The 24,781-nt window shown below is 41.7% G+C and carries 28 protein-coding genes; 6 read left to right on the plus strand and 22 right to left on the minus strand.

Going from position 1 to position 24,781, the window contains the following annotated elements; all coding sequences use genetic code 11:
* Window positions 1–681: 681 nt before the first annotated feature.
* Window positions 682–1,074, minus strand: a complete 393-nt coding sequence (locus KH400_RS02000; RefSeq protein ID WP_217221497.1) for a hypothetical protein — start codon at window positions 1,072–1,074, stop codon at window positions 682–684.
* 319 nt (window positions 1,075–1,393) lie between these two features.
* On the opposite strand from KH400_RS02000, the gene hbs reads away from it, so the two are divergent.
* Window positions 1,394–1,666 (plus strand): non-specific DNA-binding protein Hbs, encoded by a 273-nt coding sequence (gene hbs / locus KH400_RS02005; protein ID WP_217221498.1) that lies wholly within the window; start codon window positions 1,394–1,396, stop codon window positions 1,664–1,666.
* A gap of 62 nt (window positions 1,667–1,728) precedes the next feature.
* On the opposite strand, the gene KH400_RS02010 is transcribed toward hbs, so the two are convergent.
* The 4 genes from KH400_RS02010 to KH400_RS02025 form a co-directional block, all read right to left on the minus strand.
* Window positions 1,729–2,490: a DNA polymerase beta superfamily protein gene (locus KH400_RS02010; protein WP_217221499.1), complete on the minus strand. Its 762-nt coding sequence runs from the start codon at window positions 2,488–2,490 to the stop codon at window positions 1,729–1,731.
* A 126-nt stretch (window positions 2,491–2,616) separates the two neighbouring features.
* Complete coding sequence (locus KH400_RS02015) at window positions 2,617–3,456, minus strand: DegV family protein (RefSeq protein WP_217221500.1); 840 nt, start codon at window positions 3,454–3,456, stop codon at window positions 2,617–2,619.
* Window positions 3,457–3,604: 148 nt separating this feature from the next.
* On the minus strand, window positions 3,605–5,146 hold the full coding sequence (locus KH400_RS02020; protein ID WP_312889000.1) for a BCCT family transporter: 1,542 nt from the start codon (window positions 5,144–5,146) through the stop codon (window positions 3,605–3,607).
* Window positions 5,147–5,322: 176 nt separating this feature from the next.
* Window positions 5,323–5,916 carry a sulfite oxidase-like oxidoreductase gene (locus KH400_RS02025; RefSeq protein ID WP_217221566.1) on the minus strand — a complete coding sequence of 198 codons (594 nt, stop codon included), beginning with the start codon at window positions 5,914–5,916 and terminating at the stop codon, window positions 5,323–5,325.
* 163 nt (window positions 5,917–6,079) lie between these two features.
* Between KH400_RS02025 and KH400_RS02030 the strand changes: the two genes are divergently transcribed.
* Window positions 6,080–6,685: a biotin transporter BioY gene (locus KH400_RS02030; protein ID WP_217221501.1), complete on the plus strand. Its 606-nt coding sequence runs from the start codon at window positions 6,080–6,082 to the stop codon at window positions 6,683–6,685.
* A gap of 157 nt (window positions 6,686–6,842) precedes the next feature.
* Here the strand turns inward: KH400_RS02030 and KH400_RS02035 are convergent, their stop codons facing one another.
* Window positions 6,843–7,451: a hypothetical protein gene (locus KH400_RS02035; protein ID WP_217221502.1), complete on the minus strand. Its 609-nt coding sequence runs from the start codon at window positions 7,449–7,451 to the stop codon at window positions 6,843–6,845.
* Between the two features lie 185 nt (window positions 7,452–7,636).
* Here KH400_RS02035 and KH400_RS25245 point away from each other — a divergent pair, with 185 nt between their 5' ends.
* The gene (locus KH400_RS25245; protein ID WP_281418623.1) at window positions 7,637–7,768 is read left to right on the plus strand and encodes a hypothetical protein; all 132 of its coding nucleotides are present in this window, start codon (window positions 7,637–7,639) and stop codon (window positions 7,766–7,768) included.
* A gap of 9 nt (window positions 7,769–7,777) precedes the next feature.
* Here the strand turns inward: KH400_RS25245 and KH400_RS02040 are convergent, their stop codons facing one another.
* The 9 genes from KH400_RS02040 to KH400_RS02080 form a co-directional block, all read right to left on the minus strand.
* A complete protein-coding gene (locus KH400_RS02040; RefSeq protein WP_217221503.1) occupies window positions 7,778–8,146 on the minus strand; it encodes a DUF1904 family protein in 369 nt (122 codons plus the stop codon).
* 37 nt (window positions 8,147–8,183) lie between these two features.
* Window positions 8,184–9,395, minus strand: a complete 1,212-nt coding sequence (locus KH400_RS02045; protein WP_217221504.1) for an MFS transporter — start codon at window positions 9,393–9,395, stop codon at window positions 8,184–8,186.
* Window positions 9,388–9,837 carry a MarR family winged helix-turn-helix transcriptional regulator gene (locus KH400_RS02050; protein ID WP_312889001.1) on the minus strand — a complete coding sequence of 150 codons (450 nt, stop codon included), beginning with the start codon at window positions 9,835–9,837 and terminating at the stop codon, window positions 9,388–9,390. Before KH400_RS02050 ends, KH400_RS02045 begins: the two co-directional genes overlap by 8 nt.
* Before the next feature lie 109 nt (window positions 9,838–9,946).
* Window positions 9,947–11,266: a Na+/H+ antiporter family protein gene (locus tag KH400_RS02055; protein WP_217221505.1), complete on the minus strand. Its 1,320-nt coding sequence runs from the start codon at window positions 11,264–11,266 to the stop codon at window positions 9,947–9,949.
* Between the two features lie 376 nt (window positions 11,267–11,642).
* Window positions 11,643–12,722 carry a TRAP transporter substrate-binding protein DctP gene (dctP, locus tag KH400_RS02060; RefSeq protein ID WP_217221506.1) on the minus strand — a complete coding sequence of 360 codons (1,080 nt, stop codon included), beginning with the start codon at window positions 12,720–12,722 and terminating at the stop codon, window positions 11,643–11,645.
* 52 nt (window positions 12,723–12,774) lie between these two features.
* Window positions 12,775–14,049: a TRAP transporter large permease gene (locus tag KH400_RS02065; protein ID WP_217221507.1), complete on the minus strand. Its 1,275-nt coding sequence runs from the start codon at window positions 14,047–14,049 to the stop codon at window positions 12,775–12,777.
* A gap of 40 nt (window positions 14,050–14,089) precedes the next feature.
* On the minus strand, window positions 14,090–14,611 hold the full coding sequence (locus KH400_RS02070) for a TRAP transporter small permease (protein ID WP_312889002.1): 522 nt from the start codon (window positions 14,609–14,611) through the stop codon (window positions 14,090–14,092).
* A gap of 381 nt (window positions 14,612–14,992) precedes the next feature.
* The gene (locus KH400_RS02075; protein ID WP_217221568.1) at window positions 14,993–16,483 is read right to left on the minus strand and encodes a leucyl aminopeptidase; all 1,491 of its coding nucleotides are present in this window, start codon (window positions 16,481–16,483) and stop codon (window positions 14,993–14,995) included.
* Between the two features lie 32 nt (window positions 16,484–16,515).
* The gene (locus KH400_RS02080; protein ID WP_217221509.1) at window positions 16,516–16,896 is read right to left on the minus strand and encodes a DUF309 domain-containing protein; all 381 of its coding nucleotides are present in this window, start codon (window positions 16,894–16,896) and stop codon (window positions 16,516–16,518) included.
* 168 nt (window positions 16,897–17,064) lie between these two features.
* Between KH400_RS02080 and KH400_RS02085 the strand changes: the two genes are divergently transcribed.
* Window positions 17,065–17,541, plus strand: a complete 477-nt coding sequence (locus tag KH400_RS02085; RefSeq protein ID WP_217221510.1) for a divergent PAP2 family protein — start codon at window positions 17,065–17,067, stop codon at window positions 17,539–17,541.
* 33 nt (window positions 17,542–17,574) lie between these two features.
* On the plus strand, window positions 17,575–18,384 hold the full coding sequence (locus tag KH400_RS02090) for a cobalamin-binding protein (protein ID WP_217221511.1): 810 nt from the start codon (window positions 17,575–17,577) through the stop codon (window positions 18,382–18,384).
* 66 nt (window positions 18,385–18,450) lie between these two features.
* Here KH400_RS02090 and spsC read toward each other — a convergent pair whose 3' ends face one another.
* From spsC to KH400_RS02120, 6 genes are all read right to left on the minus strand, one after another.
* Window positions 18,451–19,155 (minus strand): stationary phase survival protein SpsC, encoded by a 705-nt coding sequence (gene spsC, locus KH400_RS02095; RefSeq protein WP_217221512.1) that lies wholly within the window; start codon window positions 19,153–19,155, stop codon window positions 18,451–18,453.
* 521 nt (window positions 19,156–19,676) lie between these two features.
* Window positions 19,677–19,994: a YuiB family protein gene (locus KH400_RS02100; RefSeq protein ID WP_217221513.1), complete on the minus strand. Its 318-nt coding sequence runs from the start codon at window positions 19,992–19,994 to the stop codon at window positions 19,677–19,679.
* Window positions 19,995–20,400: 406 nt separating this feature from the next.
* On the minus strand, window positions 20,401–20,550 hold the full coding sequence (locus KH400_RS02105) for a YuiA family protein (RefSeq protein WP_217221514.1): 150 nt from the start codon (window positions 20,548–20,550) through the stop codon (window positions 20,401–20,403).
* Between the two features lie 225 nt (window positions 20,551–20,775).
* A complete protein-coding gene (locus KH400_RS02110) occupies window positions 20,776–21,255 on the minus strand; it encodes an NUDIX domain-containing protein (protein ID WP_217221515.1) in 480 nt (159 codons plus the stop codon).
* Window positions 21,256–21,419: 164 nt separating this feature from the next.
* A complete protein-coding gene (locus KH400_RS02115) occupies window positions 21,420–22,622 on the minus strand; it encodes an NAD(P)/FAD-dependent oxidoreductase (protein WP_438821094.1) in 1,203 nt (400 codons plus the stop codon).
* A 975-nt stretch (window positions 22,623–23,597) separates the two neighbouring features.
* Window positions 23,598–23,795 (minus strand): DUF2535 family protein, encoded by a 198-nt coding sequence (locus KH400_RS02120; RefSeq protein ID WP_217221517.1) that lies wholly within the window; start codon window positions 23,793–23,795, stop codon window positions 23,598–23,600.
* A 216-nt stretch (window positions 23,796–24,011) separates the two neighbouring features.
* Between KH400_RS02120 and sda the strand changes: the two genes are divergently transcribed.
* Window positions 24,012–24,137, plus strand: coding sequence for a sporulation histidine kinase inhibitor Sda (gene sda / locus KH400_RS02125; RefSeq protein WP_217221518.1), 126 nt, complete (start codon window positions 24,012–24,014; stop codon window positions 24,135–24,137).
* A gap of 211 nt (window positions 24,138–24,348) precedes the next feature.
* On the opposite strand, the gene erpA is transcribed toward sda, so the two are convergent.
* Complete coding sequence (erpA, locus tag KH400_RS02130; RefSeq protein ID WP_217221519.1) at window positions 24,349–24,702, minus strand: iron-sulfur cluster insertion protein ErpA; 354 nt, start codon at window positions 24,700–24,702, stop codon at window positions 24,349–24,351.
* Window positions 24,703–24,781 lie beyond the last annotated feature (79 nt).

Raw genomic sequence — 24,781 nt, forward strand, 5'->3', positions numbered from 1 at the left:
CACTGTTTTCTTAATTTCATCAACCACCATTTGGCTGTCATTAGGACTCGGATTGATTATCACGTCCAGGGTCGAGCGCGGATCCATTAATCTAACCCTTGAATCACTCACAGTACCTACACGAACACAATGCGGGCACCCTCACCGTCTATTAACCCTTACACCATTCGTAACCTCTCTTAAAACATCTAGATTCAGCCACATAGAGCGAGACCCCAAACGATGTCAATCGTTTGCGGCGGCTCTAGCCGACGTAGTGGAGACAATAGCGAGAGCGTTGAAAGCCCGTATTTTTGCTTTCATAAGCACTCGCTATTGACTTCACGTCCAGGGTCAAGCGGCTCTTCCTCTACATTGTTCTCATTTATACGAATTTAATCATACTCATACGGGCACCACATCATTCACTAATCCCATCATCGTTCGTGATCACCTTTAAAATAGACTAGATTCGCCAACAGAGAGTAAGACCCCAAACGATGTCAATCGTTTGCGGCGGCGCTAGCCGACGTAGTGGAGACAATAGCGAGAGCGTTGAAAGCCGCTCTTTGGCTTTCACAAGGACTCGAAATTGTTACCACGGTAAGGGTCGAACGGCTCCGCCCCCCCCTTTTTTAGCACTTCTCAAGCCCAATCACAACAAAAACACCAGGCATAGCCGTAGCTCCTGGCGCTTTGCTTTTACTCCGCTTCCTTAATCGCACGCCCATGAACAAACGTCATCAGCGCAAACGCAACAAAGCTTAGCATGAGGATCGTACCCCCAACAATATAGAAAATCAAATTAAACGTCGAACCCGGATACATATAATATAAGTACATACCAAGATTTAAACCAATCGATCCGATAAAAGCTCCCCAAACATGAATGTTTGCTAGCTTTGAAGTTTTCGGAATCACAAACAATTTATAAAAGGCAGCAAATGCAAATAACGATAACCAACCGACAACTAAAATATGCGCATGAATCGGGCGTAAAGCAAGCGAACCAGCACCAGCCATGTGCGAGCCCATAAAGATCCCAATTAACGCATAAATCGCAGCCACACGAAGCAAAAAGCGTGTACGATCCATAAAAAGATTCCCTCCTATAGTTGTAAACATGTGTATAGTATTATACTATATGTACACAGCTACATTATATAGACAAGTTATGAACATTTAGTGCCTAAGAAAAAAAGGAAAACAAGACAATAAAGTCGAAAAGGTACTACGGTTCGCCAAAATGTTCTCTTTTGGCAACTTTTTCATGAGAAAGTTCTCAAAAAAATCATAAAAAAGTCAGCAACGGCGCGGAGAACTAGTGTATGATAGGTATAAAAGGGAACATTGTGGGAAAAATGGAAGCTAATACGCGCCATACTACTAATAGAGTAACGGAGGTTGATGAAGTATGAATAAAACAGATTTAGTAAATGAAGTATCAGAAAAGACGGAATTAGCAAAGAAGGACGCAACAAACGCAGTTAACGCAGTATTTGAATCAATTACTGACGCACTAGCAAAAGGTGATAACGTGCAACTAATCGGTTTCGGTACATTTGAAGTGAGAGAGCGTTCTGCAAGAAAAGGTCGCAACCCTCAAACTGGTGAAGAAATCGAAATCGCAGCAAGTAAAACTCCAGCATTTAAAGCAGGAAAACAATTAAAAGATTCTGTGAAATAAGACAGGCATCATAGATTACAGAATCACTTAACAAAAGGAAGTCGCACACGCGGCTTCCTTTTTCATTTACTGGTTAACTGCCCTTTTATATACGCATATACTATTGCATAGATGGTTTCTTCTACTTTTTTCTTCGTTTTCTCGTTTGGTTTTTGACGAAGATAAATATCTTCATACTGATCAACTCTTTTTTTCTTGTCAGTAAGCATGGATGTTAACTCTTGATAATGATATGGCTCATGCTTGATTCGAAGCATTTCACTTCGCTCGCGCTCATTATAGCGCATCGCTCCAGCAAAATCGCTAAACCCCCGCTGCTCATAGCGTTCTAGAAAATCTAAGATTCGATACGCAACCAAGGCGTGCTTACGTATGTCACGCTCAAGCTCATCCTCATTTGTCTCTTTTTCTTTCTGAATGTCACGTTCAAATTGCTTCATTTTCGTAAAAAACATTCCAACACTTGCCCGGTAAAGGTAACTGACGTTCATCGAAGCAATCTCTTCTCGCATCGCCAATAACGCTTCAACATCACGTTGAATCAATTGGTAATGGTCTTGGTTGCTAGGTAGTCGGATCTCGCTAGAAAATAATCCTTCAATAAAATTGACATTCGCTTTCCATAACAACGAAACAAGCTTACGCACATCATGGACATCATAATCACAGCCATTCTGCTGATAAGCATGTTTATATTCATTTCGTTCATACAAATCTCCAAACGTCGGAAGTACAAAGACTTTATAATCCTTGTCTGAATACTCATCATCTAAATTGTAATTATGACTACCAACTAGCGATGTAAATACTAGATCACGCCCCATTCGCTCACCCCTCTCCTTTCTTCTACCTTAATTAAAATTGAGGAGGGTTGAGTATCCCACCTCAACGACCATTCCTCACCATCGATCTAAAAAGTCAGCCCCGATGATGAGACTGACTTTGATTACTTATTCACTATAATACATCAGGGCCAAAGCTCCTGGTCCCGTATGTGTACTTATGACAGGGGTGGTTTCTGAAAGCGTCACCTCAACAGATGTTAATTTCTCAAGTTCAGCTTTTAAGCGGCTAGCAAGATCATAGGCATCCACATGGACAATTCCTATCGCTTTCACTGTCCGCCCTTCGGTTTCCTTTTCAAACATATTTCGAAAATAGGTGATCATTTTATTATACGTGCGCACTTTTGTGACAGGGGTATAAACACCATCAGCAAGTGAAGCAATTGGTTTTACATTTAAAATCGAACCGAGCAAAGCCTTGCCACGGCCAATACGTCCACCTTTTGCTAAATATTCTAGTGTGTCGACCATCAAATATAAGCTCGTTGCCTCTCGAACCTTGTCCAATTTTTCAACGATTTCATTCACGGACTTGCCCTGTTCTGCCATCTTTGCCGCCTCGATCACCTGGAAACTAAGCGCTAGTGAGATAAACCGTGAGTCGACGACAGTTACTTTTGCATCTGCCATCTCCGCTGCACTTTTCGCTGAGGCGACGGTACCACTCATCCCTTCTGTCATATGAATCGAAAGCACCTCACTACCGTCAGCACCCAGCCGATTGTACACATCAACAAATTTCCCAACAGCCGGTTGTGATGTTTTCGGTAATTCTTTTGATTGCTTTAACTTTTCAAGAAATTGTGACGGTGTAATCTCAACACGATCGAGAAAGCTCTCCCCTTCAATATTCACGGACAATGAAACAACCTCAATATTGTATTGACGCAAGATTTCATCCGAGATATCTAACGTAGAATCGGTAACTATTTTTACTTTACTCATGTACGCTCCTATTCTGTCTATATGCAAGTTTTGACGAGGGTATTTTACTACCCATCCTATCTAACAATCACTACGCTGTAAAGGCTTTCTATCACCTTGAAAGTTATTGTTATCATTCCCTATCTGCTGAACGGTATGCACTAAAAAATTAAGAGCCAAGTTTTTTATTTTCGTGATCAGCCTCTTGTGTCTCACTAGCTGCACCTTTAAGCTCTTGATTTAGGAGCTTAAACATCGAAACCATCATGACGAGCATAACCACTGTAAAAGGAAGTGCTGCTAAAATCGATGCCGTCTGTAGTCCTTCCAAACCACCGCTCACTAACAGCAGACCTGCAATGCCAGCAATTAAGCCACCCCAAATGACTTTTACAAGCATGGTTGGCTCCAAACTCCCATGCGAGGTTAAACTTCCTAAAACATATGTAGCCGAATCAGCTGAAGTGATAAAGAAAATGATAATTAACACCAATCCGAGAACGCTCATGAACGTTCCTAATGGAAATTCACCAAGCGTCGCAAATAAAGCCAATTCGACACTGTTACGGACCATATCAGAAATCATAACACCTTCAATGATTTCTAAATATAAGGCCGAGCCTCCAAAAGCGGTAAACCAAATGGCCGCAACCGCTGATGGTACGACTAAGACACCAAAAATGTATTCCTTAATCGTTCGTCCGCGGGAGATTCGCGCAATAAAAATGCCCATAAAAGGTGCCCACGTAATGTGCCATGCCCAATAAAAGATCGTATTGTTTCCGAGCCAATCACTATCGGTAAACGGCGTCATCGTCATGCTCATCGGAATCACCTGATGAAGGTAACCTCCAATCGTCGTTATTAAATTATCAAAGATAAACACAGTCGGTCCGATCAAAATTATAAACACGAGTAACACTGACGCAATCGTTAAGTTCGTAATACTTAAGTAGCGAATCCCTTTATTAACACCCGTTGCAGCTGAAAACATAAACAATACTGATACAATTGCAATAATACTTAGCTGTGTCAAAATATGATTAGGAATGTTGGTTAAATACGAAAGTCCCCCACTAACCTGCAATGCACTTAACCCGAATGTCGTCGCCACTCCTGTCGCTGTTGCAAGGACCGCAAGGACATCAATGCTTTTACCAATTGGCCCTGTCGCCCGCTCCCCCAATAGCGGGATAAACGCCGAACTAATTAGTGGCGGTTGATCCTTTTTATATTTGAGAAAGGCAAGAACTAAACCGACAAGTGCAAAAATCGCCCACGGATGCAGTGCCCAATGAAAAACGCTGTAACGCAAGGCCGCCTCCGCTGCCTCACCCGTTTGCGGCGTGATGCCTGCTGGTGAATCGATATAATATAGAACAGGCTCAGCGACTCCCCAAAACACAAAACCGACACCAAGACCAGCTGAAAATAGCATTCCAATCCATGTATAAAACGAATACTCCGGATGGTCCTCTTGTTTTCCAAGTTTAATATCTTTAAAGCGCCCAAATGCTAGATATAGCGCTACGACAACGAAAATTGCTGTTGCCACCATGTAAAACCAACCAAACCGTTCAATAATACCGATCAGTAAAAAATCAGCAGTTTCAAATAAACCTTCAGGATTAACAACACCGATCAAAAGAAAAGCAATGACTAAACAAACAGAAAGGATGAAAACAGTGCCAGGGCTCTTCTTTCGATACACATACCTCCACATAAACCTCATCATTCCACTCCCCAAAATGGTTATAAAAAAAGTCTCTGATCCAATCACCAGAGACTTTTTTATAGTTTACCATTTTTAGAAGTGTGATCACATGAATATTTCATGACTATTCAAACAATTGAACATAAACACTTTGAACGTCGGAAATGCCTTGATTAATCCCAACTAAAGCGCTGTTCTTTAAAGGGATCTCCATACATATGATAGCCATTCATTTCCCAAAATCCTGGCACATCGTTTTCTCTAAATTCAATTGCACGGAGCCATTTTGCACTTTTCCAAAAGTACAAATGAGGCACAACGACACGAATCGGAAAGCCATGTTCAGGTGTTAAAGTTTTGCCATTATGCGTATGAGCGAGCAGGCTTGAATCACGAAGGAAGTCTTCGATGGGTAAGTTTGTCGTCCAGCCTTCTTCAGCATGAAGTAAAACAAACTTAGCTGTGTCTTTGATGCCAACATCCTTGACTACGTCTTTGACTGCGATGCCTTCCCACTCATTATCTAGCTTTGACCATCCCGTTACACAATGAATATCATTTTTTGAATTCGATTGTGGCAAACTCATGAGTTCATCATATGTAAACCGTTTCGGATTCTCGACTTGCCCAAAAATCTGCAAATCCCACTTTGAAAGGTCCTCATAATAAGGGACATTGCCGTAATGCAAGACAGGCCAACCATCTGTGACTCGTTGATTCGGCGGGACACGACCTTCCTGCTCTGCAGGTTTGTTGCCAAAAAACATCATAATCCTCCTTCCAACAGTAAAGATACCTTATAAAAAGGATAATTCGAACAACTAGGAACGTCAACTTGCTCGAATTGTTATCGTAATCATTTTTCAGGTTGACATATAGGTCAACTTTTCTTATGATATTGTTAACCAAAACAACAAACGAGGTGGACATATGGGAAGGAACCAAAGAAAGTTTAATGCACTTGATATCGTATTAGTCGGAATGTTCGCTGCCCTAATGGCGATCGGTGCAAATGTGACATCCTTTATCGTGATCGGCGGCGTCCCAGTCACATTGCAACCATTTTTCGCAACCTTAGCTGGCGCATTATTAGGGAGCCGTTTAGGTCCCGTTTCAATGATCGTCTATACATTGATTGGTCTTGCAGGCGCACCCGTCTTTGCAGGCTTCCGCGGTGGATTTAGTATTTTAACAAGCCCTACATTCGGATTTATTTTATCCTTTATTATTATCGCTTATGTAATCGGAAAAATGGTTGAATCCAAAGAACAACCGACAAAGATGACCTTTTTCATCGCTGCCTTTATCGGACTCGCGATCAATTACATCCTTGGGACAAACTATATGTATTTCGCCTACCAATTCCTTGCTTCATTGGAGAACATGCCATACGGAGTGGTTTGGGGCTGGATGGCCGCACCATTTGTGAAGGACTTTATTTTAACAATTTTTGTAGCGATGATCGCCCCACGCATCTATGCTGTGATTAGGAAGTCATCGTTACATACAAACCCAGCAACGAAAAAAGTGTCCTAATTAGAGGATTAGGCCATTAGAAAAAGCGCGCTGTTATGGAGATTTTACGGACTCATTCCGTTATTACTCCTGACAGCGCGCTTTTCGTGATTTTGGGTGGTAGAAGAATTTCGGTCCGCTCGGGCCCCATGTTGATAGACAAGAGGGGCCTGAGTCACTAGCCAGCGGAAATCCGATAGTTATCAAGTAAATAACGATCGCGCTCACGGATAAAGGAAAGGGCGACAGTAATCGTGTCATGAGGCGGGTACCCGTAGCGCTGGTATTGTTCCAATTGCAACGGATCTGCCTCATCATAAAAGTAAACATGTCCCCCTTCGGCAATGAGCAAAATCGCTTCATCGTTTGGTTCAACCTCAAACTGTTCTACGATCATTAATTGCAAACCAGGGTTCAAAATGGTCTCACACACCGTACGGTAATATGAACCGGTGTCAACCGGTGCAACGGTATCGTAATTGGCTTCCTGCAAATACTGTTGAAACGGCTCGTTATAGACCAACCTTCCCTCTTCCTCTCTGAAAAGATTACTGATGATCTCATCGATTCCGTCACTCGTTACTTTTCCCTCTAGCAACGCTCTGACCTCGTCCTCCGTTTGATAGTCTTGATTGTAAAAGACCCCACCTGCTCGTGCATGATTACTAAATAACTCATCAACCGTCCCTAACACCTCGCGGTAATCACTGAATAATTGCTGTTCATCGACGTTTTGACAGGATGCGAGAACAACAGCCACTGCCATGATTGCAATTGCTTTCCACATGAATGACAAACCCCTTTTGTTTACTCTCTACTTACATAGACGATAGAAGGCAAAAAAAGTTTCAACTTTTGATCACTTTTGAGAAAAAAATGTAAAAGTTTGTAGATATCACTCATTTTCCCTCACATTACCGATCTTATTGTACACTATTATATATCTAGTAAATGGTCAAAAGGAGGGATTTAATGGTCAAAGCGAGAGTCACTTTAGGGTTATTTCTATGTTTAATCACCGTCATTTTCCTAATCGCTAATGACTTCATTTTCGATCTCGATTACATCGCTTCTAAATTTGAGCAATTTCAAATCTACACGTAAATTCGTCACTTAACGATTGAACTGATAGCATTGATTATGGTAGGAAGCATCTTGCAAGGGACCACCTTGAAGCGGGGCTCCTTCTTTATAATAAAGGTGTGGTGAAAGCTGAATAAAGAAAATATGTGTATCCTGATAGCCATAGTCAGAAACAAATTTATCGATCATCTCCGCTAGCGCATCATAGACACCTTGTTCACGCGGAAACATCATGATCTCTACCGAACTTGGCGTCTCGGTGATCGATTCGATGTGCAACAACTCAATTTTCACTTTTTCTACCGGTACATGAGCAATCACTGCAAATCGTTGAGCAAGCATCGGCGCAAATGATTTTACCACGTCTTTATCAAAGCCTTTGAACCTTACGAATGGCATCTATTCATCCCCTTTCCTGATGTTTTCTAAGATGTCATTAACTCTCTTTGGTGAGCCCTTGTCTCGGTTCTTGTAACACCGACCTGCCATGCATCAATGCATAGACAGCGATACCGAATAGCACGATAAATGCCCCTGCAAAGTAAAACGCTTGTAGGCTCGTTTGTGCAACGACAACCCCAACAATAAATGAACCAAAACCAACACCGAGTTCAAAAATTGATAAGTATGTCGCCATCGCCACCCCTCTACGCTCTGGCGTGGCTTTTTGTACAGAAATTGTTTGAAATGTCGGGAAGAGCGTTCCCCAGCCGATCCCGATAAACGCGGCAGCGAGTAAAAATACCAACGCTGTCTGCGAAATGCTTAAGAGAAACAATCCTACTGCGAAAAAAATGATACATGGGTAAACAATCACATTCGCACCGTATTGATCGAGCCATCTACCAGCAAAAGGACGCGACAAAAGCATGACAGCTGCATAGACGACAAAGAAATAGCTTGATACCGTAAGTAAACCAACCTCTTTGGCATGTACGGGAACAAACGATAAGATCGATGAATAAATAATTGCAAAAAAGGCTGCGACGATTGAAATCTTAATTGCTGAGCTTTCAATCAGCGTCGATTTTTTTGGTGCAGTTGGTGTCGATTCAGGTTCTGGATGCGGCTTTTCAGAAAGCTGCAGAGCGGATTCCTTTGACAACAAAAAGCTCATCGCAATCGCTAGTATACTACCGAGTAACACGATACTAAATAGCATCATTTTTCCCCACTGAACGGCGATTAGACCTAAGAACGGCCCCAACACTACAGCAAGGTTAAGTGATAACGAATAGTATCCCATCCCTTCACCTTTTCTCGAATCTGGAATCACCTGCGAAACGATTGCGCCTGTCGCCGTCGTTGCCAGTCCAAAACCGATGCCATGAAGCAAACGGACAGCAAGCACTCCTGCAATCGAGTCAAATAGCAAATATAACGCAGATGACACGGTAAAGATCATCATCCCTATCGTTAATAGCTTGCGGTTACCGATGACAAAACCCCACTTCCCAGCTAGCGGACGGGCAATAATGGTTGTAATCAAAAATACGGTGACCATCAGCCCTGCTTGCGTCTCATTGCCATCAAGCTCTTGGAGTGTATAAATCGGTAACGTCACAAGTAAATAGTAGAAACCGAGAAATAGAAAAAAGTTACAAAGGGAAATCGCGACAAATTCTTTGGTCCATAACCGTTCATTCATCCTTAGCCCCCTCCTGCTCACTAATTGCCAACAACCAGCCAGTTAGTAATTCTTCTAGCTGTGCTTCCGCTTGCTGCGGGACATTGGCAATGAGCTCTTGGTTTACGCTCATAATCGCTTGCTCCCACTTCGGAAATTCAGCAAGTGCCTCCTCGGTGAGTTCGATCTTCTTTTGGCGCTTATCCTCGCCACTTACTTGTCTAACATAGCCCTTTTTAACGAGTCGCTGAATGTTACGGGTTAATGGTGGTGCTTCCACCGCTAAGTATTCACATAATTCCTTTTGTGTTAACGTCCCCTTCATCTTTAGTGCATAAATCACAGACCACTGTGCGCTATAAAGGTCAAACGGCTGCAACGCTTGGTTCGCCCGTTTCGTTAAAAAGCGTGACAGTTGATGAAGCGAATGAAACAACTGATGATTTACTACAATTATAATCACCTCTAATAAAAAAATTACCTAGGTAAACAAAAAGTTACCTAGGTAATTATAACACAAAGGATGGTGCCTGGCACCATCCTTCAGGTGCCAGGCACCACCACTTAAACGATTAAAAGATCATTGCTGCAATCCATCCAAACACAAGAAGTGGCACATTAAAGTGGATAAATGTTGGTACGCATGTGTCCCAAATGTGATCGTGCTGGCCGTCAGCATTTAACCCGGCTGTTGGTCCAAGCGTACTATCTGATGCTGGCGCACCTGCATCCCCTAACGCACCGGCTGTACCGATCAACGCAATGATCGCCATTGGACTAAAGCCAACCGCTAATCCAAGTGGAACGAACAATGTTGCAATGATTGGAATCGTCGAAAATGAAGATCCAATTCCCATCGTAATGAACAATCCGACGATTAGCATTAACGCGGCAGCTAAACCACGGTTGTCACCGATAACCCCTGCTACTTGTTCCACTAATAATTCAACATGTCCTGTTTCGCGGATGACCGCAGCAAACCCTGAAGCTGCTAGCATCACAAAACCGATAAAAGCCATCATCTTCATACCATCTGTGACGATGTCATCGGCTTTCTTATATTCAGCTGCACCACTCGCAAATATAACAATTAAACCTGCTAATGCTGCGACGATCATCGAGTCTGTATATAGCTGCACAACTAACGCAGCAAGGATCGCAATGACGGCAAAGATGAGAGATTTTTTAGTCATGATAGGTGTATCGGTCTCATCAACCGCAATTTGATGATCTTGATACGTACGAGTCTTACGATACGTGAAGAAAACAGCGACAAGTAAACCGATGATCATCCCGCCAATTGGAAGCGATAATGCAAGCGGGATATCGGAACGGTCAATCGCTAAACCACTTTCAACAATATTATCTGCAAGAATATCGTGGAAGATTGCCCCAAATCCAACTGGTAATAAAATGTATGGAGCGGTTAACCCGAATGTAATGATTGTTGCAATCGCACGACGATCGACACCAAGTTCATTTAACAGCTTAAGAATCGGTGGAATCAAAATCGGGATAAACGCAATATGAATCGGAACTAAGTTTTGTGAAAAACACGAGATTAATAGAATAATAAAGAAAATAAGTGCCTTTGAAGCGGCTTTTTTACGACTATCCCCTTTTGTTCCGACTAATGAAATCGCAAGCTTCACCATCGCATCTGGCAAGCCCGTTTTGGCGATCGCAACTGCAAAACCACCAAGTAAACCATAACTTAGTGCAACGGACGCACTACCACCTAACCCTTCACTAAACACATCAATTGTTGTTGCTAAACCAAGTCCGCCAAGCAACCCGCCTGTAATCGCCCCAACTAGCAATGCTAGGACGACATGAACGCGCGCTAAGCTTAACGCAAGCATAACGACAACAGCTATTATCACTGCATTCATTTTTAAGTTCCCCCCTAAATACTTTCATTCGCTAAATTATTAATATATTAAAACACTAATAACATTATCATGTGATTATAAGAGTGTCAATGAAATTCTTCAACGCGGTAAAGTGTTACTGGTAGTGAAGGAATTTCCAGCTTGTTTAGCTGATCTCATTACTTTTTTATGATTATATTAACTTTTTATTGATAAATCATTTAACGACGCGAGGAGGCCTGTTTGGGGCGCTAGGATGTGAAGGACATTTAGCGCGGCTTCTACTCCCGATTTGTCCTTCATCACCCCGATGAAGGACACTCCTCTCGACTTCGGCATAAAAAAAACTGCCTCAAAAGGTGTTGTTCACCTCCTGAGACAGTTTCTACTGTTTCACTTATTCGTTAAGTGCTTCTTCAATTTCAGCTTCTAGCATGTCAAGGATCATTTGACCGTCTTCGCCTACTTCATCAACATAGAAGTCACGTACTGGTAATGCTTGTTGTCTAAATGCGTCACGCTCTTCTTCTGTAAGTTCAATTACTTCTGTAGGATTGTCAGTATCTTCTTCGATTACTGTAAGCAACTCTTCATTTAGTTCTTTTTGAATCTCATACCCTCTGTCTCTCATTTCTTCCGTTGTTTCAAGAATCATATCTTGAATATCTTCTGGAAGACCTTCAAAGAACGTTGGGTTTACAGTTGTCATTGTTACATAGATGTTGTGTTGTGAAAGTGTCATGTGTTCTTGAACTTCGTGGAAGTTTGCATCTTCAATAAAGAAGATTGGGTTTTCTTGGCCATCAACAATTCCTTGCTCTAAACTTAAATATAAGTCATCCCAAGACATTGGAGTTGGTTCCGCACCATATGCTCTATATGACTCAAGAATTAATGGTGACTCTTGTGTTCTCATTTGGAAGCCTTCGAAATCTTCTGGTGTACGTAACTCGCTGCTTCCAGTCCATTGCATCGCACCCTCATGCCAGAATGCAAGTGGCATAATGTCTTGCTCTAAATATTTTTCAGCTAAATGCGTATTTAACGCTTCACTCTCATTTAAAATTTGTTGGTTCAATTCAAGATCATCTGGGAATAAGAATTGAAGGGCAAAAATGTTTCCTTCAGGGACAAGTGTACCTGTAAACCCTGGAGAAATAATTCCGAATTCAACGCCACCTGTTTGTAGCATTTCAACTTGGTCAACCTCACTACCAAGTCCACCGAATTCATATACATCAATGTTGATGCGACCATCAGATTTTTCATTCAATTTATCCGCAAATTCTTGCGCATACTCATATTGAACTTGTCCAGGCCACTCTTCTGTCGCAAATCTCCACTCATATGTTTCCTCACCTGTCGCATCATCATCTGCTGGATCAGTTGACGCTTCGTCACCACCGCCACAAGCAGCTAACAGTAAACTTGATGCAATAGCTAAACTACCAAATAATGATCTCTTTTTAAAATTCATTAAAATACCCCCTAAGTATTTTTATATCTTTAAGGCTTTCACCCGATTACCGTCACATCAAGTAACGGTAAAAGAGTGAAATTTCCTCAAATAAAATAACTAATATTGATGCAATTAATAACATCACGATATACGGCGGTGTTCCCCGGATAACATCCAAATACGACTTATTAAAGACGGCACTTGCGGTGAAAATATCGACCCCAAATGGTGGTGTTGCAGAACCTAATGCGGCTTGCAAGACAATCACCGTACCGAGATGAATGGGATCGACCCCAGCGTCCATCGCGACTGGATAAAAGATTGGTGTTAATATTAAAATCACGACAATCGGATCGACAAACATACAGCCGATAAAGAAGAAGATCGCCACAATTAACAACACCGTTAAAGCTGTCGGTTCCCCGCCTAATACAGCTTCTGAGAACATTCTCGGGATTCTAGCAAATTGAATCACATAAGAGAATGCTTGCCCCGCAGCAACTAAAATAAATACAGCCGACGTAACTAGCCCTGTTGATAAGGCAATTTTCGGAATTTCATTGTATTTAATCGAACGGAAAATGAGTACTTCAATAATTAATGCATAAAGAACTGAAATCCCGGCCGCTTCCGTTGGTGTGAAATAACCAGTGTAGATCCCCCCGATAATAATCACTGGGAAGCCAAGCGGTAGCAATGCCTTTTTCGTCACATTTAAGCGTTCGCCCCACCGTAATTTTTCAGCGAGCGGAATGTTATAAATTTTTGCATAGATCCAACTATAAATCGCAAAGAATAGGAAAATTAATACACCAGGCCCTATCCCTGCAATAAACAACTCACTTAATGATTCCCCAGTTGCTAGCGCATAGATGATCATGCCGATACTCGGTGGAATCAATAGAGCCACGTCACTAGCATTAATGATCAATGCGATCGCGTTTGAATCCTTATAGCCTACTGATAGAAGGCGTTGTCTCATCGGTTTCCCTACTGCAACAACCGTCGCCTGCGTTGAACCTGAAATTGAACCAAAAAGTGTACAGGCCGCAGCGGTTGTGATTGCATACCCACCGCGAAGGTGCCCTACAAACGCCCCTACAAAATCTAATAGCCGCTTCGACGTATTTCCTGATGTCATAATATCTGCAGCAAAAATAAATAATGGGACTGCCAGTAGAGAATACGATGATATCCCTTGCATCATTTGTTGCACAAGTAGCATTGGGTCTAAATTCGGAAAGAATATAACCATTAATACAAGTGGCGCAACGATCATCGGAATCATCATTGGAAACCCTAATGCTAGTAAAACAACCATGATGGTTAATAATGTAGCTACCATACGATTTTCCTCTCTATACTATTTATTGTTTTACGAGTGGTTATTGATAATCTTTCTTCTCTGTAGCGAGATAGACATCTTTTTCTTTTATATTGATCCACATATTTCGTAAAAACTGTACGCCACCTAAGAAGAGTCCGAGTGGCACAAACATAATCATCAGATATACCGGCACTTGCAGAGCTGCAGTTACTCGGCCACGCTCATAAACGGACATTAAGTATTCATAGCCTAGATACGTAAGCCCAAATAAAATCAGTGCTGTTACCCCTGGAATAACGATTGCTAGTGCTTTACGAATTTTGAATGGGACTACGTCAAAAAACGCGGACATGCTGATATGTCGCCCCTTCCTAGCAGCATAGCTAATCCCCATAAACGTAGCGAGGATGACAGCAAAGTTACTCACTTCATCTGAAAAGACCCAACTCCTCCCGAGAATTTCTCGGCTCAGGACATTACCGACGACCATCACTGAAATTAAAATGACGGCCCAGCTTAAAATAAACTCCTCTGCTCTCATTATGAAATTGTCTAACGCACGAATGACTTTCAAAGGCACACCCTCCTAAGTGCTTCTATGAAACTATCAATCTATTTTGAATTGTTTCAAAATCAGATACTATTATCATACCGTAATCACTAGAGGCATTCAAACGAGTTCTACCATCATATCTTCTTATATTTACCTATTTAAATCTATCACCGCCGACTGCAAACCTTTTTTTAACATTTTAAGTCTTGTTTCTCTTCAATAATCTCATATCCTTCTCTCTCACTAGGAAAAAAGTGGTACTTTTAAAATGTTTAAAGGCAAACCATCGCTTGTATAGATAGTCTATATATATAGATAGAAAAAAACAGCAAGAAAATGCTCCGATCATTCATACACTTTCATGCTGTTTCTCTATACCTATAAAGTTTACATTGATTTTATGACTATTTATTTTGAACGAGCAAGATTTGCTAGCGTCCGCACCATCGCACCTGTCCCACCCTTTGGTCCAATGGCTGACGGTTTACTCGCCCAAGCCGTACCGGCGATGTCAAGATGAACCCACGGTGTATCTTCTGCAAATTCACCGATAAATAGCCCTGCCGTAATGCTCCCTGCCATTCGTCCCGGAGAGTTGTTTAAGTCAGCAACATCACTCGTTTTTAACAATTCTTTATAAGGGGTAAAAGCTGGCAAGCGCCAAATCCATTCGCCTGCTGTGTATCCGGCTTCAAGGACTTCTTCGACGAAGGTTTCATCATTTGTCACCGCTCCTGTCGTCCATTCCCCAAGCGCGACAAGCACGGCACCTGTTAATGTCGCAACGTCGACGATCCGGCTTGCACCAAGCTGTTTCGCATACGTGACCCCGTCTGCTAAAATTAAACGACCTTCAGCATCGGTGTTGCGCACTTCAATCGTTTTTCCATTCATGGAACGGATCACATCCCCCGGTTTTAACGCCGAACCATTCAGTAAATTTTCCGTTGCCGGGATGACCGCGAGAACATTGGCATCTGGCTTCAACTCACCGATGACATCCATCGCACCAAGAACGGCTGCACCGCCGCCCATATCCATTTTCATTTCATGCATCGATGCCTTGGGCTTAATGGAGATCCCACCTGAGTCAAACGTCAAACCTTTGCCGACAAAGCATAGCACATCGTCCCACTCACTTTTCCCTTGAAATTTTAAGACGATCATTTTCGGTGGCTCATCACTGCCACTTGCTACAGCAAGCAAAGAACCCATGCCTAGTTTTTCCATATCTTCGCGCTCAAGAATATCGATCTCGAGCTGATGGCGCTCAGCAATTTCAGTTGCTTGTTCGGCGAGATCGGTAGGCGTCATTAAGTTGGCCGGGGTATTCACAAGTGCACGCGCGAGGTTCGTGCCTCTTGCATACACCTTACCCGAGGTGATCCCTGCCCTTACAGCTTCAAGGTCTTGTTGACTATAAAAGGTAACCGCTTCAATCACCGTTTCAATTTCATTCGTTTTTTCCTTATAATCGGCAACGTGATAGCTTGTAAGCCCAAACAGTTCCGTGATCACATGTGCCGTTTCCCTGATGGCAAACGTATCGGTCATCAATGAATCAAAGGCAATTGCAACATCAGTTGGTTTGTCTTTATGAATGTGCCGAAATCCAGCAGCAACCGCTTCACGAAGGGTCTCTTCACCGAAATCTGCTTTCTTTCCGAGCCCTAGAAAGTACACTTGCCTGGCCTCACTTTTTCCGAGTGTAAACACTTTTGTGACAGCCTTATGAGACTTCTTGATTTGTTTATCCTTAAGTAACGACGAGAGATGACCTTCTAACTGGTCATCAATCGTTTTTGCCACACCAGTTAACTCGCGATCATCAGCGAACAAGCCGATGAGAAGAGCATCATGGTCGGTCCCCGCTGTCATATCTGTTTTCACTTCAAACATCATCTCATCTCCTAACGAATGTTTATCGACGTTTAGTCGTCGTGTAAATAGAGGGCGAGCTCTGGTAATTTCGGGAGCGATGATACTTGATCAAATGGTACACGATCCAAATCCTGTGGTATAATTGACAGGCAACTTTCAATGAAGTTATTGACTTCTTCAAGGTCGACACCCCAAAAAAATGGGCGATAGTTCTGGATATACTGGTGACCTGCATTCATCATGACTCGTGCACCTTTAATATTCCCATATTCATAATGATAAATCGCGACCGTCATCTGTAGGAGACCTTTGAGGAAGCCATTATCTTTTTCCGTCATCCAGATTTCTTCTAACAAATCGTGACAGGTATAATAATCACCTTCATTGAATTTAATAAAGAACTCGTAATATTCAAGTGGATAATCACTCATGACAACCCTCCGAAACGTGAAACTTACACATAAGCTTCCACGATAGTGTTGTTGTCATATTTTAGCATGAGAGTGACAGATTTAACAGCCTTGTAAATGGGTAATACCGTAGAAGAATGAACAGAATAAGAACTAACAGAAGCGTAAAGAAAGGACGACCGTTAACCAATGGATTTATTGCACAACTTCCCCTTATGGGCTGCACTATTTAGCATCTTTATTGCACAATTTGTAAAAGTTCCGCTCGCATTTATCGCTACAAGGAAAGTCGAGTGGGGGTTGCTTACAAGTACGGGTGGAATGCCAAGTTCTCACTCAGCAGCTGTCACCGCCTTATCAACGGCAATTGCCCTTGAACACGGTTTAGGTTCCCCATTGTTTGCAATAACAACGATTTTCGGAATTATCGTTATGTTTGACGCGACTGGTATTCGCCGTCATGCCGGCTATCATGCCACGGTATTAAACCAGCTTGTCACTGACTTTAACAAGCTCGTTGAAGAAGCGAAGTCATGGCCGAAAAAGGAAGAAACCGAAAAACGAGAAGAATTAAAAGAACTTCTAGGACATCAACCGATCGAAGTCTTCTTTGGCGGTTTATTAGGAATCGTACTCGCACTTACCCTTCATGCAGTGGTATATTAGAGAAAGATTGGTAAAAAGAGGGGAGAAAAACCGATGAGAATTGTTTCGATATGCCCGAGTAATACGGAATTGCTTGCTTATTTAGGTGTCACATCAGACATTGTCGCCGTTGATGATTACTCAGATTGGCCAAAAGAAATTACGACATTACCAAGGTTAGGTCCAGATCTTAATATTGATATTGACAAGCTAGAAACATTCAAACCTGATTTAGTTGTCGCCTCATTAAGTGTTCCAGGCATGGAGAAAAATGTTGAAGCACTTAAAGAAAGAAATATACCTCATGTTGTTCTGCAACCAAATTCGCTAGATGAAATAGCTGAAGACTTATTAAGATTAGGGAAGCTTGTAGGTGTTGAAGAGCGAGCGAAGGAACTCGTCACGCGCTATCACCAATTTATTGATTCGTATGCTGAACAAGCGAAAGGCGTTGACATCCAAAACCTTTACTGGGAATGGTGGCCAAAGCCGATCTTTACCCCAGGGAAGACGAATTGGCTAACGATGATTAGTGAATTAGCTGGTGGTAACAACGTATTTGCTGACCAAAACAAGCCTAGTGTACAAACCGACTGGGACGATGTTGCAGGTCGTAACCCTGATCACATCTGCCTCGTTTGGGTCGGCGTCCAACAGCAAAAGGTAAACCCTGAGATCGTCAAGAAGCGCCCGGGTTGGAGTGAGCTTGATGCGATCCAAGCGGAGAACATTCATATTTTAGAAGAGCCATTGTTCTGCCGCCCATCCCCACGTCTGTTGTTAGGATTAAAGCGAATCGCTGCGATCCTTCATCCGGAGCAGTTCCCTAGCGATGATGGCATCGATCCACTTTTAAATAAGTAAATCTGATATTGATAAGAGGTTGCCAAAAGGTTGACTCCCCTTTTGAGGCAACCTCTTTCTTTTATATTAGAATGACATTTGATTACGGAACACTTGGACAGATTCGTCCTCATTCAAGGCGCGTAAGTCGTTTTCTGTTAAATGCCCATCGCCTTCTTTAACAACATATACTTCAATTTCTTGTTTACCCCAGTTCTCATACACTTCTTCTACTGTATCATAATAAAGGTCAATCTTATTTCCTTTTATCGCCGAACCCGTGTCAGCCACAACGCCATAGCCATAGCCCGGAATAAATAAAACAGTCCCAATGGGGTATGTAGCCGGATCGGCAGCGATTGTTGAATATAAATCACGTGTGACTTGTACACCAGAAAACGTAATCCCATACCCCGGATGTCCTGGTGATTTACCAGTCGACTCAACTCCTGCCGTATAGCCCGTTGCGACAACAGTCTCAGACGGATAACGACTCCAATCAATCGCCTCTTCTATCGGGACAGGGTCTGATTCAACGACCTCATGAGACATCGCTCGTGACGCTTCTACAATGCCTGGGAGCTCTTTTTCCGGAAGCACCGTTTGTTTCATTGCACTTTCTTCTACATTATGATTTGCATCTAGTAGTCCAAATTGAAATGGTCCTTTATAAATCCAATCTGACAGTTCCTTTACACCGACTCCTGAGATTGAATGAAATGTAGTAAATAAAGCCGCTGTCAAAAGGGCTGTCATTGTTGCTCTTATCCCGATAATTTTGACAATTTCCATATTCTTTCCACTCCTCTCACTGACTAAGCTTCTCCAGTTTTGAAGAAAATATTCAGTGACGGAGTAAAAGTGATGGTGAGTAGTTAGGGTTTTACGTGGAAGGAGAGACGGTGGAATTCGTCAACGAGTGTTATGGGCGATGGAAGGAAAAATTTAGTTAGTAAGGTGGCTAGCGTTTTGCTGGATTTAGGGGCTTCCGGACCCTCAGTTCCTTATTTCCGCTTTTTCGCCCTGTTTGAGGGGCAAACGGACCCTCAGTTCCTTATTTCATTCACAAGCCACATTTTCTAAGCGCTTTTGCTCATTCAAGGGATCCTAAGTCCTCTTCACCTCTTTTTCACGCGCTTTTCCATCAAATAGCGGACTCACGGTCCACTTGACCTCACTCGCGGACCCTCAGTTCCTTATTTTCCTCTTTCTGCGTGGTTTTAGCCAGGTAATCGGAAACAACTTGATTGACACTCACCTGCACACAAAACAAAAAAGGCTCCCCATTAACAGGAAACCTAACAACGCTTGTCCTAAAACATTTGATAGCCTCGAACACGCAACATCCGAATCACAATGCCCGCAGCAATGGCCCCAAATAAGCCACTCGATAAAACGAGAATATCGACCAATTTGAGTGCGATCAAATCCTGACCTAACGCCGCAAACGACGAAAGAGGTGCCGTGAAATATTTATAAAAGCTTACATTATCAACAATCGTAATAACAATAATCGGATAAATAATAGCCATTACCCACGTAGAACGTAGCAGCATATTCAATAAAAAACCGATCCCAAAAAATAAAATCAAAAATAACATCATTGAAATAATTAACTGTGGTAAACTCAACTCTTACACCTCCGTATCAATGTTAGTTTACTGAAACGATACGAAGGCGTCAACAACGAAATCTTGACAATGTGTTTATCTACAAAACCTATATCAGCTTACCTTCCATCAAAACATTTTAGATAGGCCAACAGGCGTCCTAAAGATTTTGCTTTAGACCACACTCCCGCAAGAACCACTTCAATGTTCCCACGAACTCAATCTAAGGCGGCGCGAGTAAGCCTACTTCATCGATCATCAACCTTGCTGGCGCGCTCCGAACCCTTTACCACTCCTTGATTCAGCTTCTCCTCAACAGTGATATTTCCCTCATGCTTCAATCTAAGGCGGCGCGAGTAAGCCTACTTCATCGATCATCAACCTTGCTGGCGCACTCCGAACCCTTTACATTAAAAACCACACAGCTTTAGCGCTGTGCAGCCTTTGTTTCATATGACTTTCCCTCACCAGTGCAATGATCACATGTTTCTGTACCACCAAGGCGCAATTGGAAATAGCCAGCACCTTCACAATAAGGACATTCACCACTTTTGAGCTGTTTTCGTTCAAAAATCATCCATACCACCCGCTTCCGATTATAAGTATCTGAACTTTCAGATAATATATCAAAAACTACCCAGATTGAAAAGTGGCAAATCAAACGAAAATCAGCTAAATAAGCGAAAGAAAGCAGAGTATCCTCTTTCTTACTCTGCTTTTTTGCGTGTTCAAAAAGATGGCAATGGCTCCGCACTCTACTCGACCTTAGAAATAAAACCACTCCTAGAGGCTTAAGACTCTTTTAATAAAAGATCTTATAATCTGTATAAGAAAACTGTTTACCTGGGTTTCCATGGTATTCTTCGAAGTATTTTTCTTTATATTCATTTAAAAACAACTGAAGCATTTTAGATGTTTTCGGATCTTTTTCTAATTGCTCAGGTGCGACAAATATTGCGCATTCAAGTTCACTTTTTTGGGTGATTACTTTTTCAGTAAGGGGCTTCAGTAAGAAAATCACTAAGTTATCGCTATAGATCCCCTCAATCACACCGGTTCGCAAACCGACGAGGTCGATCACTTCCGTTTCAATCCCTGTTTCTTCTTTGACCTCGCGGATCGCTGCTTGATCGACGGTTTCCCCATGGTTCACAAACCCAGCAGGTAATGACCACAGTCCTTTTAACCCACCGTATTTTTTCTTAACAACGAGCCATTTCCCATCTTTAATTACAATACCAGCGGCGGCAAGCCATACCTTTCCCCTTTTCTGTTTTTCCATCTCGATCCGTCCTCTCTACCCCATTACTCTCTCAACATCATCACATAAAAGTTCCTTTCGTGAAGTTCTCGCTCTCCAAAGCTCAAGCCATTCTGAGCCTTTTGCCTATGTAAAAAGAACAAAGACCTTGTGGCCTTTGTTCTTTCTACTATCTGATATTCGCTTTAGAATGGTTTTTTCCCTTTTTTCACCACGAGTGACATCCCACCTAATAAGTAAAGGGAACGGTTGTCAATCACTTTTTTCATCATTGATGCTGAAGTACCGAATAATTTTTTCTTACCAACAACACCGATCGCTTCCTTACCACCAAGTGAAGCAACTGTACCTTTAATATCTGGTGTAAATGCTTTTAGTTCTCCGCCTTTTACAAGTGCTTTTATGTTGCTTGCACAAGTGCCCGCTTGTTGGAGAGCAATTTGAGCTGTTGGCGGGTATGGACGATTGATTTCTTCATTAATAATTAACGCACAGTCTCCGACGATAAAAATGTCATCATGACCTGGTGCACGAAGATCAGATTCAACCTTAATACGTCCGCGCATCGCTTCAAAACCTGATTTCTCGATCACTGAGTTACCACGTACACCCGTTGCCCAAACAACTGTTTCAGACTTAATTTCTTCACCGTTGTTAAGAATGACGCCATCTTCAATGACCTCTTTAATTGGGCAATCAATTTTGAACTCTACACCTCTGCTCTCAAGCAAGTCCATCGCATACTCAACAAGCTCAGGATCAAACCCAGGTAGAGCTGTTGGTGCCGCTTCAATCACATACATTTTTACTTTTTCACGCGGAATGTCAAACTCTTTACAAAGCTCTGGTACGCGCTCTGTTAATTCACCAACAAACTCAATTCCCGTAAACCCAGCACCGGCCACGACAAATGTTAATAATTCGTCACGTCCTTCTTCGCGGTTATGGTATTGTGCAAATTGGTATTCAATGTGTTCTTTGACTTCACGAACACCATTGACAGTCCACTTACTAAATGCATGCTCATGTACGCCTGGTACACCAAACGTCTCAGCTTCTGAACCAAGAGCAACAACAAGATAATCGTAGTCTACTTCTCCATTCTCAAGAATGACCTTCTTGTCTTCACGCTTGATTTCAACAACACTATCTTGAACAAAGTTGACCTTCTTAAGATCAAGAATATAATCGATTGGCATACGTGCACGATCATGGTGCATCGTACCTGCTGCCGGTTCATGTAACCACGTCGTTTGGTAATGGTATTCATGCTTATTCACTAACGTAATGTCAGCTTCGTTATACCCTAACTCCTTTGTTAGTTGTGATGCAGTCATTAAACCACCGTATCCCGCACCCAAAATGACGATTTTTGGCTTACTATTCAACAAAATCACATCCAATTTCTTTAATTTGTTTGTAGTAGATGTACTACTATTTTTCCATTACGCGCAAATAATATTGTGATTTATTTCACGTAGTTAACGCTAAAAAAACAACGACAGCCATTAAATAAGGAATGACATCGTTTAAAATAAAAAAAGAATAATTATTTCAGCTGTTATAAAATCTTACAAAAAAAATGAAAAATTATGTCGTAAAATAGTCACAAATCACATCTATTATGATATTTCTTTTCCATCCTTTTTTCAACCACTTTTTTGTTGATTTTTTCAGGGTGCTTTGTTACACAATGTTCTTCACTGTTTTCAATAAAGCAGCGCTTGATTGACATACTTGCTTACTCTAACACTAACGTCTTTCATTAATAATATGCTTATTATCTATATCTATATTAAGAACTTTAGGTTGAATTTTTTGGTAAGTGCTTTGTCTCGACATGTATACGTCGAGACACGAAGCGACCGATAATAAAATTCAGAGCACAAGAGCCCAATGACCAGCTATAAAAATATAGCAGCGAACGATGCTTGCGATTGATCAGGCGTGGCCAAGATTGATCTAAATGCGTACGTGATCATACAAGTTTTAGCGGATGATTTACCTTCCTTATAAAAGCTTAATATTAAAACTAATTACAACGAAATGTTCCTTCCTTTTGTATGTATAAAAGTTCCAAAAAACGGAGATAACTTAAATTAACAGAAAATTCCGCCGTAGGAAAGGAGCTTATCTCTAATGGAACATTTAATGGCTAATGAAGGATTATTATCTGCGATATTATTTGCGATCGGTTTTGCATGTCTAGCGCTTATCTTTAAAGCTAAACCAAATAATAATGAAAAATAATGTTTAAAACAGATAGATGTTGGTAATCATAATATTAATGGTTGAGTACTCCATCATTAAAAACTCCCCTTTTTTTCGCTACAGTGTAAAAGCTGTAGCGTTTTTATTAAGAGTCAAAATTCCAATTCTAAGTAATCAATGTAGGAGTATGTGTGGTTAGGCGTGCGAATTTGCTCTATGTGATCAATCAACTTCTCCAGACACATTTTCGTTCGAAAGGAAAGAATTTCGTCTTCAAGGATTGGTATATCAGTAATCATAACCTTCGATCCGCTTCGATGGTAAAACTCATAACTCGTAACTCTACTCATGATATCCCACCCTATTTTTAGTTAGATACCTAGTATTATGACGAAGAAGTTAAAAATTGACAATACTATGACAAAAATTATTGAAAAGTTTTGTCGATTTATTATTTCTTTCATCGAAGTCCTTTTCTTTTCGGTTTTTTTCCTGCATAATAAAACTGTAACCAAAACTGAGTGACTATTCAGTCTTAACGATTTAAGCAAGGAGAGAGCAGTTCGATGTACGAAATTAGAGATTCTTTATTAATTGAAAGCTATAAGAAAGCAGTAAAATTTGAACAAATAGATGAGACCTTTATAGCCATCTTAAAACAGGAATTAGAAAAGCGAGGAATCCCGTTATAAACGTTAACCACCGGTTAGCGTTTTTTATTTTTAAGGAAGCCTAGACGTCATCGTGGCCCTGCGTAAAATTAGTGTCACATGAAAAAATTGTCGTGCGGGTGCCAGGCACCCATAGAACGGTGCCTGGCACCAATTTGGGCACTCCCCCCCTTTTGGCTTTGCCTAAGACGAAAAAAAGCACCGCCATTAAGCGGTGCTTTCTATTCTTAGCTTAGCAATCTTCTGGTGTGCCCGCATTTTCAGCTGTGCGGAATGAAGAGCCACAGCCACAAGTAGCAACGGCATTCGGGTTTTCAATCGTAAACCCGCCACCCATCATGTTTTCTTTATAATCAATGACTACCCCTTCAAGGATACCTGCACTTTCGTTATCAACAACCACATTCAGGCCTGACTTTTCAAATGTCTTATCTTCGTCTGACACTTCTTTATCAAAGCCCATGCCATACGAAAGCCCACTACAGCCGCCACCTTTTACACCTACACGTAGTAGCAAACTGTCGTCTCCTTCTTCCTTCATCATATCTTTAATACGATCAACCGCCGCATCTGTAATTGTAATCATCTTTACACCTTCCTTTTTATGATCGTATTCCTTACCCTTAGTATACAAACGATCCATATCATTCTCAAGCGATACGCTT

Source organism: Desertibacillus haloalkaliphilus, from assembly GCF_019039105.1.
Lineage (GTDB): Bacteria > Bacillota > Bacilli > Bacillales > KJ1-10-99 > Desertibacillus > Desertibacillus haloalkaliphilus.

What these genes read in the sequence shown, in the direction of transcription:
- KH400_RS02000 (WP_217221497.1), bottom strand. Translation starts at nt 1,074, where the DNA reads ATGGATCGTACACGCTTTTTGCTTCGTGTGGCTGCGATTTATGCGTTA.
- hbs (WP_217221498.1), top strand. Translation starts at nt 1,394, where the DNA reads ATGAATAAAACAGATTTAGTAAATGAAGTATCAGAAAAGACGGAATTA.
- KH400_RS02010 (WP_217221499.1), bottom strand. Translation starts at nt 2,490, where the DNA reads ATGGGGCGTGATCTAGTATTTACATCGCTAGTTGGTAGTCATAATTAC.
- KH400_RS02015 (WP_217221500.1), bottom strand. Translation starts at nt 3,456, where the DNA reads ATGAGTAAAGTAAAAATAGTTACCGATTCTACGTTAGATATCTCGGAT.
- KH400_RS02025 (WP_217221566.1), bottom strand. Translation starts at nt 5,916, where the DNA reads ATGTTTTTTGGCAACAAACCTGCAGAGCAGGAAGGTCGTGTCCCGCCG.
- KH400_RS02030 (WP_217221501.1), top strand. Translation starts at nt 6,080, where the DNA reads ATGGGAAGGAACCAAAGAAAGTTTAATGCACTTGATATCGTATTAGTC.
- KH400_RS02035 (WP_217221502.1), bottom strand. Translation starts at nt 7,451, where the DNA reads ATGTGGAAAGCAATTGCAATCATGGCAGTGGCTGTTGTTCTCGCATCC.
- KH400_RS25245 (WP_281418623.1), top strand. Translation starts at nt 7,637, where the DNA reads ATGGTCAAAGCGAGAGTCACTTTAGGGTTATTTCTATGTTTAATCACC.
- KH400_RS02040 (WP_217221503.1), bottom strand. Translation starts at nt 8,146, where the DNA reads ATGCCATTCGTAAGGTTCAAAGGCTTTGATAAAGACGTGGTAAAATCA.
- KH400_RS02045 (WP_217221504.1), bottom strand. Translation starts at nt 9,395, where the DNA reads ATGAATGAACGGTTATGGACCAAAGAATTTGTCGCGATTTCCCTTTGT.
- KH400_RS02055 (WP_217221505.1), bottom strand. Translation starts at nt 11,266, where the DNA reads ATGAATGCAGTGATAATAGCTGTTGTCGTTATGCTTGCGTTAAGCTTA.
- dctP (WP_217221506.1), bottom strand. Translation starts at nt 12,722, where the DNA reads ATGAATTTTAAAAAGAGATCATTATTTGGTAGTTTAGCTATTGCATCA.
- KH400_RS02065 (WP_217221507.1), bottom strand. Translation starts at nt 14,049, where the DNA reads ATGGTAGCTACATTATTAACCATCATGGTTGTTTTACTAGCATTAGGG.
- KH400_RS02075 (WP_217221568.1), bottom strand. Translation starts at nt 16,483, where the DNA reads ATGTTTGAAGTGAAAACAGATATGACAGCGGGGACCGACCATGATGCT.
- KH400_RS02080 (WP_217221509.1), bottom strand. Translation starts at nt 16,896, where the DNA reads ATGAGTGATTATCCACTTGAATATTACGAGTTCTTTATTAAATTCAAT.
- KH400_RS02085 (WP_217221510.1), top strand. Translation starts at nt 17,065, where the DNA reads ATGGATTTATTGCACAACTTCCCCTTATGGGCTGCACTATTTAGCATC.
- KH400_RS02090 (WP_217221511.1), top strand. Translation starts at nt 17,575, where the DNA reads ATGAGAATTGTTTCGATATGCCCGAGTAATACGGAATTGCTTGCTTAT.
- spsC (WP_217221512.1), bottom strand. Translation starts at nt 19,155, where the DNA reads ATGGAAATTGTCAAAATTATCGGGATAAGAGCAACAATGACAGCCCTT.
- KH400_RS02105 (WP_217221514.1), bottom strand. Translation starts at nt 20,550, where the DNA reads ATGATTTTTGAACGAAAACAGCTCAAAAGTGGTGAATGTCCTTATTGT.
- KH400_RS02110 (WP_217221515.1), bottom strand. Translation starts at nt 21,255, where the DNA reads ATGGAAAAACAGAAAAGGGGAAAGGTATGGCTTGCCGCCGCTGGTATT.
- KH400_RS02120 (WP_217221517.1), bottom strand. Translation starts at nt 23,795, where the DNA reads ATGAGTAGAGTTACGAGTTATGAGTTTTACCATCGAAGCGGATCGAAG.
- sda (WP_217221518.1), top strand. Translation starts at nt 24,012, where the DNA reads ATGTACGAAATTAGAGATTCTTTATTAATTGAAAGCTATAAGAAAGCA.
- erpA (WP_217221519.1), bottom strand. Translation starts at nt 24,702, where the DNA reads ATGATTACAATTACAGATGCGGCGGTTGATCGTATTAAAGATATGATG.